Consider the following 18751-nt stretch of genomic DNA (forward strand, 5'->3'; position numbering starts at 1 on the left):
GGATTGCACAAACGCCAAAATGCTAGTTCGTGCATTGCATCTGGTATCTGCTGCATATCAAATACGTCTGAGAGATAACGCGGCGGAATGCAGTTTGCAGGGCCTGGCGACTAAACCGGTACGGTCGCAGCACGTCGAGAAAGCAGGATCTGGTAGACGACCAACCCGGCGGCGGTCAGCACGAATCCGGCAAGCGGTGAAAACAGCACGCTGTATCCCGCCGCGATGACCAGTCCGCCGCCCCATGCGCCAAGGGCATTCGCCACGTTGAGGGCGGCCAGGTTCATCGCGCCCATGAGCGTTGGAGCTTCGGGGGCGAAGTTTGTCATACGCACCTGAATCGTTGGAACTGCGGCCATCATCGCGGCACCCACGCCAAAGAGGCAGGGAAAGAAAGCCCATGCGTGGCTTCCCAAGACTCGACAAAATAACCAACACCACGAGCGTGAGCCCGTATCCGAGGACCAAGCCCCGGTACAAAAAGGTGTCTGCCAGATACCCGCCGACCAAGTTGCCGACCGTCATGCCGACACCAAAAACGCCGAGCGCCAGCGGTATCGTGGAAGGATCGAGTTGCACTACATCGGTCACCAGCGGCCCGATAAATGCATAGACCGCGAATATGCTCGAGATCCCCAGCGCCGCGACGGCTATCATCGGCCAGACAGTCCATCGTCGTAGCGCCGACAGTTCGTGAACGACGGAGCCCCCACGAAGGGCTTCTGTACGGGGAATGAAGAGGAACAGCGCATGGAGCGCGACGGTGCCAAGGGCAGCCATGGAGAGATAGGTGTTCCGCCAGCCCAGCGTCTGACCCAGAAACGTTGCCAACGGCGATCCAAAGAACGTTGCTACCGTCAGTCCGGTCATGACGAGCGAGAAGGCCTTTCCTGCCCGGTCCGCGCCGAAGAAGTAGGCTGCCACAACTGCTCCCGCTCCAAAGTAGGCGCCTTGCGGCATGCCGCTTATGAATCGGGCAACCGTAAACAGGCCGATATTGCTCGCCATCGACGAGAGGACGTTTCCGACGACCCACAGCCCCATCAGAAAGAGCAAGAGATTGCGCCGATTGAGCTTGGCTGCGACTAGCGTAACGAGTGGCGCCCCAAGCACGACCCCGAAAGCATACCCGGTGACCGCGTTCGTGGCGGTCGGAATATCGATCCCAAGATCGGCAGCATACAGTTGGATGATGCCCATGCTCGCGAACTCGGACGTGCCGATGCAGAAGCTGCCCAGCGTCAGGGCGAAAAGGGCGAGCGCTTGATTCTCACGGGGCACACTGGAGGGAGCAAGTTTCGTTGCCCTGCATTGAGCTTCATAGGCCTTTCCAAACATAGATCCACCTCATCGGCCTGAGTCTACGAAACAACGTGGACCGGCGCCTACGCCTCTATTCTGGCGCGGGGGCCGACCGGCGAAGGCACCCAGTCGGTGCGAAATGACGGCAGCGGCAGTCTTTCGTCCGCACCAAGCAGGCTCATTCCGGGCATGGCTGTCCGGCGGCTCCCCATTCCGCCATGTCCCGCACGTGGTCCTCGAAGGTTCCCGGCGGCGTGCTGCGACCCTCCCCAGGCTCCCACCCTCGCGGAATGAACCCGCTTAATGATGCATCGTGCCGAAGATGATCGAGCAGGGCGACGGCATCGCGGCCGCCGTTGCGGGCTGGATCCCTGAGCTGCTTGCAGATTTCGGCGCCACTCTGGCCGTACCAAAGAAACTCCACCGGAGCGAGCTGCCAAGGAATACCGGCTCGTGGCGGCGCGGGAGCAGGATCGTTCGGCAGGGTGGACGTCATATGGCAGGTCGAGCAGGGTATCTCCTCCGCTCCAATTCGGCTCAAACCCGCGTGAATGTTCATGCCATGAACGCGAGACTCGGTTTCACCGGCAGGTGTCCAGATCGGGATGCCGCGCGTGTCGACATGGCAATTTGCGCAGCGCGGATGGCTAACAACCGCCTCGATCCGTTTCCATGCTTCCAAACCTGCCGCACGGCTGACGCTACCCGACGGCAGCGCATCCCTCGAACCTTCACCTTTTGCGTATACCATCACTGTGAGAGGGGCCATTATCGAAGCAGCAAATGCGGCGGCAATTAGAGTTCTGTCCATGACCGCCTCTCTCAAACGAAGTCGATGAATTTGTTGAACGGCATTTCGCGGATGCGCTTGCCGGTCGCTGCGAAGATGGCGTTAGCGAGCGCCGGCGCCGCCGGCGGTACCGGCGGTTCGCCGATGCCCCGCACCGTGTAGTCGTTCTCCAGCCCGCGCACCTCGATCACCGGACACTGATACATCCGCATGGCTTCGTGGTGATTGTAGTTGGTCTGCTGGACTGACCCGTTTGCATAGGTGAGTTCGCAGTTCATGGCGTGGCCGAGACCCCAGACAACGCCGCCCTGCACCTGGTTTTCGAAATTGACGGGATCGACGATCTTGCCGACATCGGCTGCCACCCAGACCTTGTCGATTCTGATGCCGGAATCCGTCATGGTCACTTCGACGATCTCGGCAACTGCCGTGCCGAAGGCCTCGACGAAGGCGACGCCGCGGCCCTTTCCGTTGCCGAGCGGTCCATTCCAGCCGGCCATGTCGCCGACCGTTTTCAGGAGCGTCCGGTAGATAGGAATCTTGCACATGTCGATTCGCGCCTGGAGCGGATCGAGCCCGGCCGCATGGATCAGTTCGTCGATGAAGCTCTCGGTGAAAAAACCGTTGGCCGAAGCGCCAACCGACCGCCAGGTGGTAGTCGGCGACACGCCCTGCACCTCGAAACTCGCCGCACGGTAGTTCGGGATGTCGTAGTACATGTTCCAGATACCCACGGCCAATTGGCCGTCCGGGGCATTCGGCGGCATACCCATCCGCTCCAGCAGCTGCTTGAAGGGAGGCGTTGACGCCACCTGGACATCTGCTGCTACGATTTTGCCGTCCTTGACGCTGCCCCGATACCTGCCCATCGCGATCTGCCGCGGGATATCCTGCAGGAAGTCCTGCTCGCGCGAGAAGACGATCTTCACTGGCGTTCCGCGCAGTTGGTTGGCGATCTCAGCAAGCGCCCTGACGTTTTCGAATTCCAGGCGGTGGCCGAAGCTTCCGCCCGACCACTCATTGTGGAAGGTGATCTGTTCGGGCTTCATGCCAATTGCATTGGCCGCAATGTATTGCACCGATTGCGGCGTCTGGTGGCCGACCCAGATTTCCATCCCGTCGTCAGTCACGATGCCAATGCCGTTGAGCGGTTCCAGCGGCTGGTGGCCTACATAGGGCGCCCGGTACTCCGCCTCGAGCAACGTCCCCTCTTTTAGACCGGCATCGACATCGCCGTCGTTGCGCCACTGCTTGGCGAGGAATTCCGGCGTGAAGGAGGAACGCACGATGTCCCAGTGCCCCGCTTGCTCGGCCGGGTACTTGGATGGCTCCCAAATGCACTCGACGAGGTCCACCGCTTGCATCGCATACCAGCTGTTGGTCGCGATGACCGCTACGCCGTTCGATAGCTTGAGTATCTGTCGAACGCCGGGCATCGATTGCGCCTTGCTCGCGTCATACGACCGGATCGGCTGGCCCTTGTTGGGATTGAGCTTGACCGCCGCATAGACCATGCCGTCCATCTTGCGATCGATGCCGAAAATAATCTCGCCCGTCACCTTGGCCCGGATGTCGAGCCGCTCCATCGGTTTGCCGATCAAGCGCCACTGCAAGGGGTCGCGCAGCTTGACGTCCGTGACAGGCGGTATTTTCGCCGCCTCGGCCGAAAGCGCGCCATATGGGATCATCGTCCCGTCCGGCAGGATAACTTGGCCAGCCTCGGTGCGAATGTCGGCGACGGCGGCGCCGCTGCGCCTGGCCGCGGCAGCCTTCAGCGTCTCGCGTGCAACCGCGCCGGCGACGCGCAGCTTTTCGTAGGTGTCGGGGATCGCGCTTGAGCCTCCGGTCATCTGCAGGCCCGACTGCCTCAGCCATTCAAGCGCAGCCGCGCGCCCCTTCTCGGCCTCAAGGCTCTGGTCCGCCGCCATGAAGGGGGCGATCTCGTGCGCGAATCCGGTGTTGAAGTAGGCGGGGCTGGGTCCGGCGAAACGGACCTCGAATTGACCGAGGTCCAGATCCAGCTCCTCCGCGATCATCACCGGCTGGATGGAACCAATGCCCTGTCCGATGTCGGCATGCTGCGCAATGAGCGTGATCCTGTCGGGGCTAATCTCGACCCATGGATTGAAGGCGACCGAGTCCGGGCCGAGGCCCGCAGCCAGCGGGTTGACCGCGGCGGGAGAGGCGGAGGTCTCCTCGGCGCGACCATAGGACCCGAAGGCCACACCACCGGCAACGGCAGCGGAGCCGAATATGACGGCGCGACGGGAAAGCTTTGGCGTGGCGCCCATCTCACTTCCCTCCAATCTTTTCGGCTGCCGCGTGGATCGCGACGCGGATGCGTTCATACGTGCCGCAGCGGCAGAGATTACCCGACATGACCTCGTTGATATCCTCATCGGTCGGTGCGGGCTTCGATTCGAGCAACGAGATCGCCTGGATGATCTGGCCGGCCTGGCAGTAGCCGCACTGTGGCACCTGATGCTCGATCCACGCCTCCTGCACTGGGTGAAGCTTACCCTTGCCAACGGCTTCGATCGTGGTGATTTCCTTCCCCGCGACATCGGCCATACGCGCCTGACAGGAGCGGACGGCTGCTCCGTCGACTTGCACCGTGCACGCGCCGCATTGGGCTATTCCGCAGCCATACTTCGGACCTGTGATGCCAAGCTCATCGCGCAGCACCCAGAGCAAAGGCATCTCGGGTACCACGTCGACTCGGTGCCTCAAGCCATTGACAACAATATCGAACATCGTAAGCCTTCCTTAATTTGCCGGTACTTGGCTACTGCATGCAAAGGTACTGGCGGCTTACAATGCTGCAAAGGACAGTGCGCCAAATTTTACCTTTTTTAACCAGCGGTTGGGCCTAGGCAGTGGCCAGCGTGAGGCGAGTTTTTTCGGTTTCGACGAACGTTTTCTTGCCGTCGCTATTCCTCATCAATGGAACGGCGATGCGCACCTTTTTCACAAATGTCTCGGTCACGCGTTGGTTGGAACGATTGCTGCGACCGCCCCCTGTGCGACCGAAATGTCTTGCTCGACGGTCCCGGCGCTCGCGCCCACCGCACCAATGATTTCACCGGCGACGCGCACCGGCACTCCGCCGCCGAAGATGATGACCCGCCCACCGTTGCTTTGCTCTATGCCAAAGAGCGGTGCGCCGGGCTGCGCCAGTTGGCTTAGAGAGGCGGTGGTCTTATCGAACAGACGGGCAGTCAATGCCTTGCCGATGGCGAGATCGATGCTTCCGATCAGGGCACCGTCCTGACGCGCAAATGCTACAAGCGCGCCACCCTGATCCACGACGGCTATGTTGTAGGCAATGCCGAAGCTTGCGGCTTCGGCTTCGCCCGCTGCCAGCATCCGTTTCGCATCGGAGAGAGTGAGGGTGGTGCGAGAACAGGGCATCGTCTTTCATTGCCTCAGGTCGCTGTTCGGCGGTCAGATCGAATTTGCCTAAGCTACACGCGAGCGGATGGCGCGGAGGTAAAAAAAGGTTAAATTATAGTATGCGAAAGCCCCCAAGCTGAACCGCGGGGCGCAACTCGGAACGGCAAGTTCGTTAGGGGGTCATTCGTGGGTGCATGGAACGATCCGGCAAACTAGACGGCAAGACGTATTGCTTCGGCGACTATCGGTTCATTCCAGACCGGCAAGTGTTGATGCTGGACGATAATCCGCTCCGGCTCGGAGCTCGGGCTCTCGATCTGCTCCACTTGCTCGTAATCCACGCGGGGGAAGTCGTAGGCAAGGATCAGTTGATGAGCTTCGTCTGGCCGAACACTTTCGTTCACGAAAGCAACCTGAAGGTCAACATTGCCGCGTTGCGTCGTGCTCTTCCCCGAACAGCGTCAGGATTATCGTGCATAGCCACAGTCAGCGGACGCGGCTACCGCTTCGTCGCGCCGCTGCGCGTCTACGGAGGCGAACAGCCACGGTTTTCTTCCAATCCTGCTGAAGCTCCTGTCCGGGAGCTGCCTAATCTCTCGGAGGTCATCGGCCGCGATGACGTTATTGCTGATCTCGCTACGAGGCTTCCTGAACGCCGGTTTCTGACGGTTGTCGGACCGGCGGGGGTTGGCAAGACGACCGTCGCCATCGCTTTGGCAAAACGCCTTCTCGACCGCTATCGGGACGGCGTTTGTTTCGTTGATCTTACAGCTATCGGCGACCCCCAGCTTGTGGACGCGACGATAGCAAGGTCGCTGGGCGTTGGCAGCAAATGGACGAATATGCTTGCCGGGATTATTGAAGCACTGCGCGATCGCGAAATGCTGCTCGTGCTCGACAACTGCGAGCACGTTCTCAGCACCGCTTCGGCGATTGGAGAACATTTGACCTCGGCGCTTCCAGGCGTTCACATCCTTGCTACAAGCCGGGAACCGCTGCGGTCTCGGTCAGAGAATGTCTATCGCCTGTCACCGCTCCAATATCCGGACGAGCACGACAGTATCGACCGACAGAATGCCCTGGCTTTTCCCTCCGTGGAGCTCTTCGTGAGAAGAGCACAGGAGGCCTGCGGCTATCAGTTCAACGATATGGACGCGCCTTCAGTGGCAGCCATATGTAGACGACTCGACGGCATCGCTCTTGCGATCGAGCTCGCAGCATCGAGGCTGCCCACTTTGGAACCGGCAAGCCTGCGGAAGCTTCTCGAACAAAGTTTCGAGCCGCTCAGATCCAGTTCGGGAGCAACCCCGCCGCGACATCAGACCCTGTATGCCACCCTGGACTGGAGCTACCAGCTACTATCCATAGATGAGGCTCGGCTGCTGCGGTTGCTGTCGGTCTTTTCGGGAGACTTCTTTCTCTCCGATGTCATCGGCGTCGCCGACACCATCGGCCGAAGCATCGAGGATATCGTGGCATGCACGGAAAGCCTCGCTACGAAATCGCTTTTGTCGGTTGCGTATGCCGCCGGCGTTCCCCGCTATCGCCTGCTCGACAGCACGCGCAGCTTTGCTGCCGAGCGATTGGAAAGCAGTGGAGAAGCCGCCGACGCCCGATCTAGTCATGCCCGCTATCTTCTCCGGCTGTTCGAGCAGGCGGAAGCTGAGTGGCAATGGCAACCGAGAAGCGAATGGACCGCCTCCTACGAACCGCGAACAAACGATCTGCGCAAGGCAATCGACTGGATCTTGGGCGATGGTGGCGGCCCCGAGGTCGGCGTGCGTCTGACCAGCGCGGCAATCCCCCTCTGGGATGAATTGTCGACCGTCGCTGAAAGCCGGCGACGCGTCGAGCGGGCACTGCGATCGGTCGATGCCGTGTCGCGTTGCGATCCGGCCGTCAGAATGAAGCTCATCGCCTCCTACGCTTCGGGCCTCAACTTCTCCGACCATTTCGGTCCCGAAGCCGATGCGGCGTGGGTGGAAGCGAACCGGCTGGCGCGCGACATCGGCAATGTCGATTACCAGCTCCGCACCCTGTGGGGATTGGGCATATTGCAGAGCTTCACCGGACGGCACAGGCAGGCGATCGCGACGCTCGAGCGTTTCGCCAAGCTTGCTGATCGGGAAAACGAACGGCCGGCAGCGGCGGAGGGAGAGCGCGTCAGGCTAACGGCGGTCTTCTACTGCGGCGACGTCCGCAGTGCGTATGATGACCTGAAAAAGCTTGCGCGCGAGCACGCTGCCACTGCAAAGCGATCGGGCGTTGCACGATTCCAGATGGACCGGTTCGTGTCCATTCGGGTGGCATTGGCGACGGCGGCGTGGGTAGCCGGCGAACGCAGCGAGGCGACGGCGGCGATCCAGGATGCACTCGGCCACAGCCTCGCGCTCGATCACTTTGTCTCGCATTCCAACGCCCTTGCTCAGGCGGCCCTGCCTCTCGCCATTTGGTCCGGCGAGGCCGAAACCGCACGCCGGCATGTTGCGACGCTGGCCCATAATCTTGCCTCGCGCGATATCGCCATCTGGCGGCCCGTCTGCAATTTCTACGAAGGTGCCGTTAGGAGTATGGATGGCGACGGCGACGGCGTTGATACCATGCAAATGGCGGTAGGGCAGCTCATCGACAACAATTTCCTTGTCCGGGTGCCCATGTATCTCGCAATGCTTGCGGAAGCCGCATTGCGCCACGAACGGATCGCGCTCGCCCGGGACAGCCTGAGCGCCGCATTCGATCGTGCCAAGCGGCAGGGAGAATACTGGTCGCAACCGGAACTGCAACGCGTGCGCGGGCTGCTGCAGTGGTTGGACGGCGACTTGGCCGGGGCCGCGGAGACGTTCTTGCTGGCCATAGAGACCGCGAGGGAAAGCGGTGCGCTTTTCTTCCGCCTCCGGGCTGCAACTGCATTGGCGGAACTTTTGGCACAAACCAACCGGCACGGGGCGGCGGAAGAACTACTGTCTCCCGTCTGCGCCGAATTCGATGACGGGCCGCCCTGCGCGAACGTGGAGAAAGCGCGTCACCTACTCGGGACTCTTAGGCGGCAGGAAACGGCCCAAGGCGGTGACGCATCCTAGGCTGCGCTAGCCATTTTTGTTGGCGACAAAGGCGGGCTCGAGGACAAAAGCGTTTCGTTCGGCGAGGTCGTTGATTTTCGAAAGGTAGTTCTTGTAATGCGGCGTCTCCCGGTGTGCCGCAACCGCCGCGTTGTCGACATAGAGTTCATCCAGCGCATACCGGTCTGCTTTGGCCTGGTCCCGCCAGACGTCCCACCGCAGGTTTCCTGTCTCTGCCCTGCAGTGGGGTGCCATGCTGAACAGCAGGGCCTCAAGCTCTTCAGCCTTGCCAGGCCGGGCGAGAAATGTCGCCATGATCTTGATGTGGCTCATGATTTGGTTCTCTTGGTCGGCTATTTCGCACTGGCCGCCCTTGCTATGAAGGCAGCGACCTCCTGCGGATGGGCCAGCATGACGGCATGACTGCTGTCGATCTCCAGTGTTGTAGCACCGGCCCGCTTTGCGAACCCCCGCTGGAATGTCCGCGGGATCATCATGTCCTTTTTGGTGACCATGAAATGCGACGGCTTGGATTTCCACGCGGCTTTGGTGATTTTCGTCTGCACCGCCTCTAGGCCCCATGGCACCTGCGCAACCGCCATGAAGCGCGTGATGGACGTGTCGACATCGGCCGCGAAAGCAGTCGGAAATTTTGAAGGGTCTACGAGCAGGTAGCCATCACTGGGCGGCAGCAAAGGGGCGCCCGATTCTCCAGGCGGCGTTGGCTCTTCCGCGAGCGATGCGACGGATTCGCCGGCGTCAGGCGCGAAGGCCGCCAGATAAACAAGCGCTCTGACCTTGGGATCGTCACCTGCCTCCGTGATCACCATCCCGCCATAGGAATGGCCGACGAGGATCACCGGATGCTTTGCCGCGGCGATCACCTTCCGGGTGGCAGCAACATCACCATCCAGGCTGATCGTCGGGTTCTGGACGATGAGCACCTCGTATCCCTCCCCCGTCAGTATATCGAATACGGATTTCCAGCCGGAGCCGTCGACGAACGCGCCATGCACCAGGACGATCGAGACGGGCTTCTCACCGGACTGGGCTAGCACGGCTGCGGGAGCAATCAACGACAGGAGGAGGACCAAGGCGATGCGCATCATGAAACTGGCTCCAATCTGATTTCGAGTGGGTGGACGGGGAGGCGCTCCGCCTCAGGCTCTTCAGCGCGCCGCAGTGGCGAGATCGAGTGCTTCGATGAGTTTTGCCGCGATCGGATGATCGGAGCGCGGATTCTGGCCGGTGATGAGTTCACGATCGACGACAACATGGGGCACGAAGTCGGGGCCGACTGTCGTCTTGGCACCCGCCAGGTCCAATGTTTCAGGCATATTGAAATAAAGCTTGCCGTGCAGGATGTTGTCCTCGATCGGTTTTTCCTCGCTCGCCGAATAGACCGTCATCGTGTAGCCGGCATATTGCCATCCCTTTGCGAGTTCGGCCGCCTTGGCGCGGTCACCCTGGATCATCGACGCGCGAAATTCCTTCGCCCTAGGCATCGCGGACATCGAGGCGATCGGGCCGTGGCAGAGCAAGGCGGTGGGCTTTCCTGCCGCATGGAAATGCCGAAGGATTTCTCCGGCATCAGGGTCTTGCATCAGATCGACCACCGGCCCTTGGCCGCCAGGCACGAACACGGCGGCATAATTTTCCAGCCCCTCCTCGATCACAGATCGCAGGGTACGGCCTGTGTTGGTCGAAATCCTTGGCGCGCCGATAGGCCGCCTCATCGCCGTCGAAATGCTGGACCGCATCCGATGCAGGATCGATGTAAGGCTTGGCGCCCGTCGGAGTGGCGAGCACAGCTTCGTAGCCGGCACCGACAAGGGCCAGCATGGGCACCACGGTCTCATTGAGATACTGCCCCGTCGGGCCCGTGCCGCCTCCCTGTATTTCGATGCGGGTGGCGTTCGAGCCCATTACACCACTTTTCCCTTGCTCATGGAAGTCTCCTGATGTTTCGCGGTGGATGGCGCGAGCCGGCCATCCAGGAACTGCCGAGACGATATCGCGGCGACTACAGGATGGCTGGTTAAAAGAGGTAAAAAGAAGCGGGTCGTGATGACGGGGGTGGGCTCAGAGGCGTTACGCCAATGCCTTGGTTTTTCGGATCGGATAAGGCCCTAGGAAAAGAACCGTTGCCGCGCCACCGATCAGCAGAAGCGCACAGGCTTTGAGGATTCCCGAATAGGTGCCCGTGCTGTCGAACGCGTAGCCGAACAGGCTAGGCCCTACGAAAGCGCCCACTACGAAGATGCCGTAGAGGGTCGCGTAGGTCGTGGCGTAGCTCCGCATCCCGAGATAGCGGGCAACCAGATAGGCCATCAGGTCGAATTCCACTCCGGAGGTGAGGCCGAGCAATAGAATGGCAATGCAGGCCGTCGAGAAGCTCACCTGGTCCAGCGAAAGGATGAGGCAGGCGGCCGCGCCCAACGTCAATATGACCGTGCCCACCGCAGGCGCCCAGAAGCGATCGACCAGAACGCCACCAAGCAGCCGGCCGGCCACGGCCGCTATTCCGACGAGCGAGGCGAGTTGGACAACTTCGCCAGCTGAGAGACGCAGCGAGCGAAGTATGTTTTCGATGTTGGGCAGTGGCGCGGCGATGGCGAGCGACATCGGGACAAAAACAATGGCCAAGAGCCAAAAATAGCGGGAGTGGAAAGCTTCACGAGCTGTCATGCCTTCCGGAGCCTCGCCTATCGCCGGCCCCGCGCCGACATTCCTGCTTCGCAACCCCGTAAAGCCCCAGAGAACCATCGGGCATGCGATGAGCACCGGCATTGCGCCCACCACGAGTATTGCGAGGCGCCATCCGCCCGTCTCGATCAACAACTGGGCCAGTGGTTTTACGACAAAGGCGAACAAGCCCGCGCCGGACAACACGATGCCAAGGGCAAGACCTCGGCGCTCTTCGAACGCACTGTTGATCACTCGCGTGAAGACGACCGGGGTCGCTCCCAACCCGAAGATAGCGATAGCGAGCCACGAGAGATAGTATTGTCCGATCGAGCCGTTCGATGCCGCGAGCGTCATGTAGCTCAGGCCCAGGCACGGCAGGGAGACCGATGCCACCAGGCGCGCGCCGAATCTGTCGATCAATGTCGCGAAAAATGGCCCTATGATCAGAACTGAACCGGCCAACAACGACAGACCGCCAAAAATGGTCGCGAACGACCAGCCGAATTCTTCCGCGAAGATCGGCGCAAAGATGCCGATCGTGTAGAAAGGGATAGCAGGCAAGCCTAAAGCCGTTCCGAGCAGGCCGGCCAATACCAGCCGCCAGCCGTTCCTGAACTCTGCGAACTGCGTTCCTCTCAGTGGGGCATTCCTTTTGTTGGAACCCAGTTCGGCAGTCATCGTTGTGCAATGCACCATACGCAACGTATCAATTGCAATGCGTTGGCAGCGCCCTCCTGCTAAGGACGATGTCCCGATGCAACAAGCTCTGCTTTGCGCCGTGCCGTCTCCAACCCAAGCCCGATGAAGGCGCGCGCGTGCTTGGCGAGTGCCAGATTGTCTGTCCACAGATTGCGCCAGATGGCGGTCTTCTTCGAGAGGTTCTCATCGACGATTTCCGACGAGAAGGATTCGAAGCTGAGGTCGTCGCTGTAGCCGATAGCCGTCAGCGCATCGAAGATCGCGGCGAAGTCGATATTGCCGGTGCCGAGGAAACCGCGATGGCTCTCGCCGATATGGACATAGCCGATCTTGCTTGCGGCTTGGCGGATAGCCAGCCCGACATCGGCTTCCTCGATGTTCATGTGGAAAGTGTCGAGATGCAGGAAGATATTGTCCGACCCGGTGTCTTCGATGAAGGCCAGCCCTTGCGCGGCGGTGTTGAGCAAATTGCTTTCGAAGCGGTTGACGATCTCGAGATTGAGCGTGACGCCGGCCGCCTTCGCCGTCTCCGCGACCTTGGCCAGCGTGCCGGCGCTGCGCTGCCACTGATCGCGCGTCGGCGCCAGCGTCTGCAGTCCGTGGCTGGTGCTGAGAATGCCGCCAATCTTCTGGCCGCCCAGATCGCGCGTCAGCGCGATGGTGTCCTTGAGGATCTCGACGCCACGCGCGGCAATCGCTTTGTCGGCGCTCGAAATGTCGCCATCACCAGGCAATCCGATGCTTATCGCGGCGCCGAGGCCGAGATCGGCGATGCGTCTGGCGAGCCAGCTGATGTCGACATCGGCCGGGTCGAGATAAGAGAATTCGATGAGGTCGAAGCCGGCCTCTTTGGTGTTGGCCAGTGTGCGTTCGAGGTTGGCCTGTGCCGAGCTCGCCGACCAGACGAAAGAATGGATTCCAATACGCGACATCATCGTCTCCGGCTTCTGCGCATCGGACCCAGAAGCGGAGCCGATGCCTGACAAGACGTGCGGCCGGTGACCCCSGCCGCACGCTTCTGAGGGACGTTTAGCGGGCCGCGGTCCAGCCCTTGTAGTCCTTCAGATTTTCGGCCGTGATCAGCTTCGGGTCGAGCAGCACGGTGGCCTCGGCCGGCTTCTTGCCGGCAAGCAGATCAGCCGCCATTGTCAGCGACTGCCCGGCCATCACGTAGGGATCCTGCGAAGCCGAGGCCTTGATCATCGAGGTGCCCGAAGCGAGTTCTTTCTCGATATCAGGCGCGCCATCCACCGCGGTGAAGATGAACTCCGAGCGGTTGAGCTGCTTGGCCGCAAGCTGGGCGCCGATCGCCGTCGGATCGTTGATGGCGAACACGGCGTCGATCTTGTCGAAGCGGGTCAGCAACGACTGGAACACTTTCAGGCCGCCGTCGCGCGAGCCTTCGGCATTCTGGTCGTCGGAGAGGACCTTGATGTCGGGGTGTTTTGCAAGGACGTCCTTACAGCCCTTGACCCGCTCCAGGATCGACGACGATGCCGGACCGTTGAGGATGACGTAGTCGCCCTTGCCGCCGGTATGGTCGACCAGGTACTGGCAGGCCTCTTCGCCGGCCTTGACGTTGTTAGTCATCACGGTGACGTCGGCGCCCGGCGCCGAAACGTCGAATGCGGCGACGATGACGCCGGCCGCCTGCGCCTTCTTCACCGCCGGCGCGATCGCCTTGGCATCGACGGCGTTGAGCATGATGACGTCGACGCCGGCGGCGATGAACGAATCGACTTGCGAGACCTGCTTGTTGAGGTCGTAGTCGGCCGATACCGACGTCACCTGGACGTTCGGGTTGATCTTCTTGGCTGCGTCCTCGATGCCCTTGATGGTAGCGACGAAGAAAGGGTTGCCGAGCAGGCCGACCGAGATGCCAACCTTGTTCAGATCCTTGGCCGATGCCGGCGCGGTCACGACGGCCGCAAGGGCGACGCCGCAGAGCAGTTTTGCGATGGTCTTCATTGCTTGTTTTCCTCCAATTGCCCCGCGCCTCTCACGGTGCGTTACACATGAAACCGGCTCCCTTGCCGGCGACTAAGGGCCATCACGTTCTTGCTCCTGCCTGGAGCCTATAGCGGTCGAGGGCGACTGCCACGATGATGACCAATCCTTTGATGATGTACTGCCAGATGTCCGAGACACCGGCCAAGATGAGCCCGTTGGAGAGCACCGCGATGATCAGGCCGCCGATCAGCGTGCCCCAGATCGAGCCGACGCCGCCGACGAAGCTGGTGCCGCCGAGAATGACCGCAGCGATGGCATCCAATTCGTAGGACTGTCCGAGCTGCAGCCCGTTGGCGGCGTACAGCCGGGCCGCCGACATGGCGCCGCCAAGACCGGCCAGAAGGCCGGAAGCGCCATAGACGAAGAGGAGCACCAGCGGGACCTTGATGCCGGTCAGCCGTGCCGCCTCGGCATTGCCGCCGACGGCGTAGATCCAGGTGCCGAGCACGGTGCGCTTGAGCACCAGCCAGGACAGCACGACGACCGCCAGCGCGATGATGACCAACCAGGGAACGCCGAACAGCGAACCGTTGCCGATGAAGTCGAACGGCAGGTCCGAGTTGAACACCGTGGTATCCTGGCCGAGCAGACGGGCGACGCCGCGCACGGCCGTTAGCGATCCCAGCGTGACGATGAAGGGCGGCAGCCTGATATAGGCGATCAGCAACCCGTTGATGACGCCGAAGCCGAGGCCGACGAGAATGGCCGCCGGCACGCCCAGCAGTCCCCAATCAGGCACCAGCGACACCATCACCGCCACCATCGCCGAGGCGGCAAGGATCGAGCCGACGGACAGATCGATGCCGCCGGTTAGGATGACGAAGGTCATGCCGGCCGCCAGCACGATGTTGATCGACGATTGCTGCATGACGATCAGCAAATTGGTCTGGGTGAAGAAGCGCGGGTTCATCAACTGGAAGCCGACCGCCAGCAGGATCAGGATCGGCAGCATGCCGAGCGCGGCGAAGGCGGTGCGCCACCTTCTGCTCCTGCCGACCGCCCGGTCGTCCGCTTTTGTCGTGTCGGCCACCTTGTCGGTCATCGCTGAGCCGCTCCCGTTGCAAGTTCCATGATCGCTTCCTGGCGCAACGGCTGGCCCTGCGACGCCGTCACCTCGCCGGCGATGGCGCCGTCGCGCATCACCAGCACGCGGTCGGCGATGCCGATCACCTCCGGCAATTCGCTGGAGATCATCAGGATGGCGATGCTTTTCTTGGCGAGATTGTCGATCAACCGGTAGATTTCCGACTTCGCACCGACATCGACGCCGCGGGTCGGCTCGTCGAGGATGACGACCTGCGGCTCTGTTTCCAGCAGCCGGGCGAGCAGCACCTTCTGCTGGTTGCCGCCCGACAGCGAGCCGGCATTGGCCTGCACCGAGCGGGTGCGGATGGAGAGGTCGGAGACTGCCTTGGCGGCGCGCCTTTCAGCGACATTGAAATCTCGCAAACCACCGGCCTTCGCATCCATTGCCAGCACGCCCATGCTGATGTTGTCGGAGATTGACATGTCGAGGAACAGGCCAAGCTGCTTGCGGTCCTCGGTGAGGTAGGCGATGCCGGCGTCGAGCGCCTCGCGCGGCGAATCGATGGATATCGGCTTGCCGCCGAGCTCAAGCGTTCCAGATGTGCGCCGGTCGGCACCGAAGATCAGCCGTGCCAGTTCGGTGCGGCCCGAGCCGACCAAGCCGGCCAGTGCCAGCACCTCGCCTTGGTGGAGGTCGAAGGAGCAATCCTTGATGAGATTGGCATCCGACATACCGCGCACCGACAGCGCGACGGCGCGCTTCTCGTCCGGTGGGCGGTGATCCTTCTTGTAGAAGGTCGACAGATCGCGGCCGACCATCATCGACACCAGGCGCGACGCGTTCAGGTCGGCGCGGTCGAGCGTGCCGACATAGCCGCTGTCCCGCAGAACGCTGACGCGGTCGGCGAGCTGGTAGACCTCTTCCATGCGGTGGCTGATGTAGATGATGGCGATGCCCTGCGACTTCAGCGTCGCGATCACCTCGAACAGCCGGTCGGATTCACGCGAGGTCAGTGAAGTGGTCGGCTCGTCCATGACGATGATGCGCGCATTGGTCGACAGCGCCCGGGCGATTTCCACCAGCTGGCGTTCGCCGAGCGACAGGCTTGCGACCGGGGTGCTGACCGAAAAGGTCACGCCGAGCCGCGCGATGATCTCGCCGGCGCGCCGATTGCACTGCTCGCGGTCGACGATGCCGAACCGTCGCGGCTCGTTGCCGAGAAAAATGTTCTGCGCCACCGACAGATTGGGCGCCAGCGACAGCTCCTGGTAGATGACGGCTATGCCCTGGGCGCGTGCCTTGATCGGATCGCCGGTCGCGACTGGCGTGCCGTCGATCAGGATGTTGCCGCCGGGATCGGGCCTATAGGCGCCGGAAAGCACCTTCATCAGGGTCGACTTGCCGGCACCGTTCTCACCCATCAACGCATGCAGTTCGCCGGCATGGACGAGCAGCGATACATCGTGCAAGGCGCGGATCGGGCCGAACGTCTTGGAGATGTGGCGCATTTCCAGCACCGGCTGGCGGGCCTGATCGATCCGGACGGCGGCGCTCATCGTGCGCCTCCAGAGGCTGCTCCGGCTGCACGCCGGTCAGCGGCGAGGCCGCGCCAGTCGTTGCGGTAGCCGGCAAGGCCGCCGAAGCTTGCGGGCCGCACCGCCTCCGGCGCCTCGGTGGCAAACGCGCGTCCGGTGCTTTCGAAGGCAAGTGCGGCGGCACCAGTGGCGCTGCCCTCGAGCGTTGCTCCCTGCAGGAAAGCCTGCCCCGGTCGCAATTGCGCCAGCAGCGAGCCAAGGATGCCGCCAGTGTTCAGGCCGCCATCGACGATCACGGTGTTGTCGGAATGAATCAGCTCGAGGCACCGATCGACCATCAGCGCAACATAGAGCAGCGCCACAGCTGCGCGTTCCTCGGCACTGGGTGTACGCCCGACCAGTTCGCCGCGGCGATGAGGCATCGGCCCGCCCGGCGCGAAGCTCGGCAGCGCCATGATGCCAGCATCGATCACCCGCTGCACTGCCGCACGCGCAATCGGACCATGCCAACCGGGGCTGATCGTGGCGAATTCGCGGCCGCCCATGAAGCGGATGGTCGGCACAGAGCCGCCGTCGACATCGACATTGACCAGCATGTCGCGCTCGCCGTCGAGCGCGTCGATCGGGCAGTCCGGATTGAGCACGATGACCCAGGTGCCGGTCGAGACCACGGTCACCGGCCCAAGCTGCTGGCGGCGATAGGCATGGAGCGCGGCATTCGAGTCATGGACGCCGTTGTGGATGGCGACCGGCTTCGGGGCCTGGCCGAAGCGCTGCTCGCCGATCACCGCACCGGCGCGCTCGAAGCCTGGCATCTGGCCGCGCCAGCCTTCGGCGTCGACCAGCGAGGAGAAATCGTGTTTGCGCGGCGCCCATAGATGCGAGTGGCAGCCGAGATAGGACACTTCCGATACCGGCCGGCCGCCAAACCGCCAGCTCCAGTATTGCGGATAGCCGAGGATCGATTTCGCGGCAGTGAATGCACCAGGTTGCACCGCCTGTAGCCACAGCATGTGGCGACCGTAGTTGAAGCCGAGTGGCAACCGTGGCGAGAAGGTCTCGGCGAAATCTGGAACGCGGCGATCGATTTGCGCGGCAATATCAGCCGGCGGCTCCTGCTCGTAGTCGAGTATCGGATGCGTCAGAGCCGCCTCGTCGACGAGGGCAAAGGTGCAGCCATGGCCCGACACCATCACGCCCTCGATACCATGGATGTCGGCGACCTCGCTGACGGCTCCAATCGCCCAATCGTGAAGCGCTGCCTCATCAAGCACGCTGAAGCCATCTTTGCGCATCCAGTTCGGCCGGGTCCGGCGCTCGTCGACGATGCGTCCGTCCGGGGCGAAAACGAACAGCTTCGAATTGGTCTTACCGAAATCGAGGACGGCTATGTTCACTGACCGCCTCCCGAAGAAGAGGCGATCCGCACCATGACGCCGGCGTCTTCGAGCATGCGCGCATCGGTATCGGACAGGCCGTCATCGGTGACCAGCGTGCCGATGCGCGATAGCGGCAGCGCCACGTTGCGCGCGTGGATCGACAGTTTGCGGCTGTCGGCCAGCACCACGATCTGGTCGGCGCAGAGGCTGAGCTCGACGATCGAGCGGACCAGCAGCGGGTGCGATTCCAGCAAGCCGTCCTGGCCGATGCCTTGCGCGCCGAGAAAGAATTTCGAGGCGTAGAACGGCACCGCCTGGGTCAGCGAATGGATGATGCCCGGCTCTCGGTAAAGGTCGCCGCCGGCGACGGTCAGGCTGCAATGGCCGTGGTCGCTGAGATAGGCCGCCAGCGGCATCGAGTTGGTGTAGAGTCGGATGTTGCGATCGGCGAGCTTGACGCCGAGATGAAAGCAGGTCGAACCGCCATGCACGATGACGGCGTCGCCGTCACGCACCATGGTCGCTGCGAGCGCGGCGATCTGCCGCTTGGCCTCGACCGCAAGGTCGCGGTTCTCGTCATAGGGCCTGGCATAGACGACACCCGCTTGCGACGAACCATCGAGCGCCGAGATGCCGCCATAGACCTTCCTTGCTTCGCCGGCCTCGTCGATCTTGTCGATGTCGCGCCGCACCGTCGCCGCGGACACGCCGAGCTGCTCCTGCAGCTCCCGCACCGATGCGAAGGGGCGATCCCGCAGCAACTCGACGATCTGACGCTGGCGGCCGGAGTCGCTCAATCGTTTTCCCTCCCGGAAGCCGTCTTTTCCACGGCATTTGATGTAACTTACTCAACATCTCCCTGATTGCAA

General features: G+C 62.1%; 15 protein-coding genes and 1 pseudogene. 1 reads left to right on the top strand and 15 read right to left on the bottom strand.

Annotation, left to right across the window (positions count from 1 at the left end; translation table 11 throughout):
- Nucleotides 1–110: 110 nt before the first annotated feature.
- The 5 genes and pseudogenes from AC1D1N_RS29830 to AC1D1N_RS29850 form a co-directional block, all read right to left on the bottom strand.
- Nucleotides 111–1338, bottom strand: a pseudogene (locus tag AC1D1N_RS29830) (MFS transporter).
- 142 nt (nucleotides 1339–1480) lie between these two features.
- A complete protein-coding gene (locus AC1D1N_RS29835; RefSeq protein WP_436258580.1) occupies nucleotides 1481–2113 on the bottom strand; it encodes a hypothetical protein in 633 nt (210 codons plus the stop codon).
- Nucleotides 2114–2124: 11 nt separating this feature from the next.
- Entirely contained in the window at nucleotides 2125–4383 is a 2259-nt protein-coding gene (locus AC1D1N_RS29840; RefSeq protein WP_436258579.1) for a xanthine dehydrogenase family protein molybdopterin-binding subunit, read from the bottom strand.
- 1 nt (nucleotide 4384) lies between these two features.
- Nucleotides 4385–4846, bottom strand: a complete 462-nt coding sequence (locus tag AC1D1N_RS29845; protein WP_436258578.1) for a (2Fe-2S)-binding protein — start codon at nucleotides 4844–4846, stop codon at nucleotides 4385–4387.
- 228 nt (nucleotides 4847–5074) lie between these two features.
- Nucleotides 5075–5503, bottom strand: a complete 429-nt coding sequence (locus tag AC1D1N_RS29850) for a GlcG/HbpS family heme-binding protein (protein WP_477352824.1) — start codon at nucleotides 5501–5503, stop codon at nucleotides 5075–5077.
- A 176-nt stretch (nucleotides 5504–5679) separates the two neighbouring features.
- Between AC1D1N_RS29850 and AC1D1N_RS29855 the strand changes: the two genes are divergently transcribed.
- Nucleotides 5680–8565 carry an ATP-binding protein gene (locus AC1D1N_RS29855; RefSeq protein ID WP_477352827.1) on the top strand — a complete coding sequence of 962 codons (2886 nt, stop codon included), beginning with the start codon at nucleotides 5680–5682 and terminating at the stop codon, nucleotides 8563–8565.
- Between the two features lie 6 nt (nucleotides 8566–8571).
- Here AC1D1N_RS29855 and AC1D1N_RS29860 read toward each other — a convergent pair whose 3' ends face one another.
- The 10 genes from AC1D1N_RS29860 to AC1D1N_RS29905 all read right to left on the bottom strand — a co-directional run bounded on the left by AC1D1N_RS29860 (nucleotide 8572) and on the right by AC1D1N_RS29905 (nucleotide 18679).
- Nucleotides 8572–8877 carry a putative quinol monooxygenase gene (locus AC1D1N_RS29860; RefSeq protein ID WP_436258575.1) on the bottom strand — a complete coding sequence of 102 codons (306 nt, stop codon included), beginning with the start codon at nucleotides 8875–8877 and terminating at the stop codon, nucleotides 8572–8574.
- A 20-nt stretch (nucleotides 8878–8897) separates the two neighbouring features.
- The gene (locus tag AC1D1N_RS29865; protein ID WP_436261916.1) at nucleotides 8898–9650 is read right to left on the bottom strand and encodes an alpha/beta fold hydrolase; all 753 of its coding nucleotides are present in this window, start codon (nucleotides 9648–9650) and stop codon (nucleotides 8898–8900) included.
- 63 nt (nucleotides 9651–9713) lie between these two features.
- Nucleotides 9714–10280, bottom strand: a complete 567-nt coding sequence (locus AC1D1N_RS29870; protein WP_436258573.1) for a DJ-1/PfpI family protein — start codon at nucleotides 10278–10280, stop codon at nucleotides 9714–9716.
- A 355-nt stretch (nucleotides 10281–10635) separates the two neighbouring features.
- Nucleotides 10636–11910: an MFS transporter gene (locus AC1D1N_RS29875; RefSeq protein ID WP_436258572.1), complete on the bottom strand. Its 1275-nt coding sequence runs from the start codon at nucleotides 11908–11910 to the stop codon at nucleotides 10636–10638.
- Between the two features lie 59 nt (nucleotides 11911–11969).
- Nucleotides 11970–12863 carry a sugar phosphate isomerase/epimerase family protein gene (locus AC1D1N_RS29880; RefSeq protein WP_436258571.1) on the bottom strand — a complete coding sequence of 298 codons (894 nt, stop codon included), beginning with the start codon at nucleotides 12861–12863 and terminating at the stop codon, nucleotides 11970–11972.
- 97 nt (nucleotides 12864–12960) lie between these two features.
- Nucleotides 12961–13899 carry an ABC transporter substrate-binding protein gene (locus AC1D1N_RS29885; protein WP_436258570.1) on the bottom strand — a complete coding sequence of 313 codons (939 nt, stop codon included), beginning with the start codon at nucleotides 13897–13899 and terminating at the stop codon, nucleotides 12961–12963.
- A gap of 82 nt (nucleotides 13900–13981) precedes the next feature.
- A complete protein-coding gene (locus tag AC1D1N_RS29890) occupies nucleotides 13982–14983 on the bottom strand; it encodes an ABC transporter permease subunit (protein WP_436258569.1) in 1002 nt (333 codons plus the stop codon).
- Entirely contained in the window at nucleotides 14980–16524 is a 1545-nt protein-coding gene (locus AC1D1N_RS29895; protein ID WP_477352830.1) for a sugar ABC transporter ATP-binding protein, read from the bottom strand. The genes AC1D1N_RS29890 and AC1D1N_RS29895 overlap by 4 nt, the downstream gene beginning before the upstream one ends.
- On the bottom strand, nucleotides 16521–17900 hold the full coding sequence (locus tag AC1D1N_RS29900) for an FGGY-family carbohydrate kinase (RefSeq protein WP_477352832.1): 1380 nt from the start codon (nucleotides 17898–17900) through the stop codon (nucleotides 16521–16523). Before AC1D1N_RS29900 ends, AC1D1N_RS29895 begins: the two co-directional genes overlap by 4 nt.
- Nucleotides 17897–18679 (bottom strand): DeoR/GlpR family DNA-binding transcription regulator, encoded by a 783-nt coding sequence (locus AC1D1N_RS29905; protein WP_436258566.1) that lies wholly within the window; start codon nucleotides 18677–18679, stop codon nucleotides 17897–17899. The genes AC1D1N_RS29900 and AC1D1N_RS29905 overlap by 4 nt, the downstream gene beginning before the upstream one ends.
- Between the last annotated feature and the right edge of the window lie 72 nt (nucleotides 18680–18751).

Source organism: Mesorhizobium sp. P2_B5 (assembly GCF_056404775.1).

Coding starts and splice junctions, on each gene's coding strand:
- AC1D1N_RS29835 (WP_436258580.1), bottom strand. CDS start 2,113: ATGGACAGAACTCTAATTGCCGCCGCATTTGCTGCTTCGATAATGGCC.
- AC1D1N_RS29840 (WP_436258579.1), bottom strand. CDS start 4,383: ATGGGCGCCACGCCAAAGCTTTCCCGTCGCGCCGTCATATTCGGCTCC.
- AC1D1N_RS29845 (WP_436258578.1), bottom strand. CDS start 4,846: ATGTTCGATATTGTTGTCAATGGCTTGAGGCACCGAGTCGACGTGGTA.
- AC1D1N_RS29850 (WP_477352824.1), bottom strand. CDS start 5,503: ATGCCCTGTTCTCGCACCACCCTCACTCTCTCCGATGCGAAACGGATG.
- AC1D1N_RS29855 (WP_477352827.1), top strand. CDS start 5,680: ATGGAACGATCCGGCAAACTAGACGGCAAGACGTATTGCTTCGGCGAC.
- AC1D1N_RS29860 (WP_436258575.1), bottom strand. CDS start 8,877: ATGAGCCACATCAAGATCATGGCGACATTTCTCGCCCGGCCTGGCAAG.
- AC1D1N_RS29865 (WP_436261916.1), bottom strand. CDS start 9,650: ATGCGCATCGCCTTGGTCCTCCTCCTGTCGTTGATTGCTCCCGCAGCC.
- AC1D1N_RS29870 (WP_436258573.1), bottom strand. CDS start 10,280: ATGAGGCGGCCTATCGGCGCGCCAAGGATTTCGACCAACACAGGCCGT.
- AC1D1N_RS29875 (WP_436258572.1), bottom strand. CDS start 11,910: ATGACTGCCGAACTGGGTTCCAACAAAAGGAATGCCCCACTGAGAGGA.
- AC1D1N_RS29880 (WP_436258571.1), bottom strand. CDS start 12,863: ATGTCGCGTATTGGAATCCATTCTTTCGTCTGGTCGGCGAGCTCGGCA.
- AC1D1N_RS29885 (WP_436258570.1), bottom strand. CDS start 13,899: ATGAAGACCATCGCAAAACTGCTCTGCGGCGTCGCCCTTGCGGCCGTC.
- AC1D1N_RS29890 (WP_436258569.1), bottom strand. CDS start 14,983: ATGACCGACAAGGTGGCCGACACGACAAAAGCGGACGACCGGGCGGTC.
- AC1D1N_RS29895 (WP_477352830.1), bottom strand. CDS start 16,524: ATGAGCGCCGCCGTCCGGATCGATCAGGCCCGCCAGCCGGTGCTGGAA.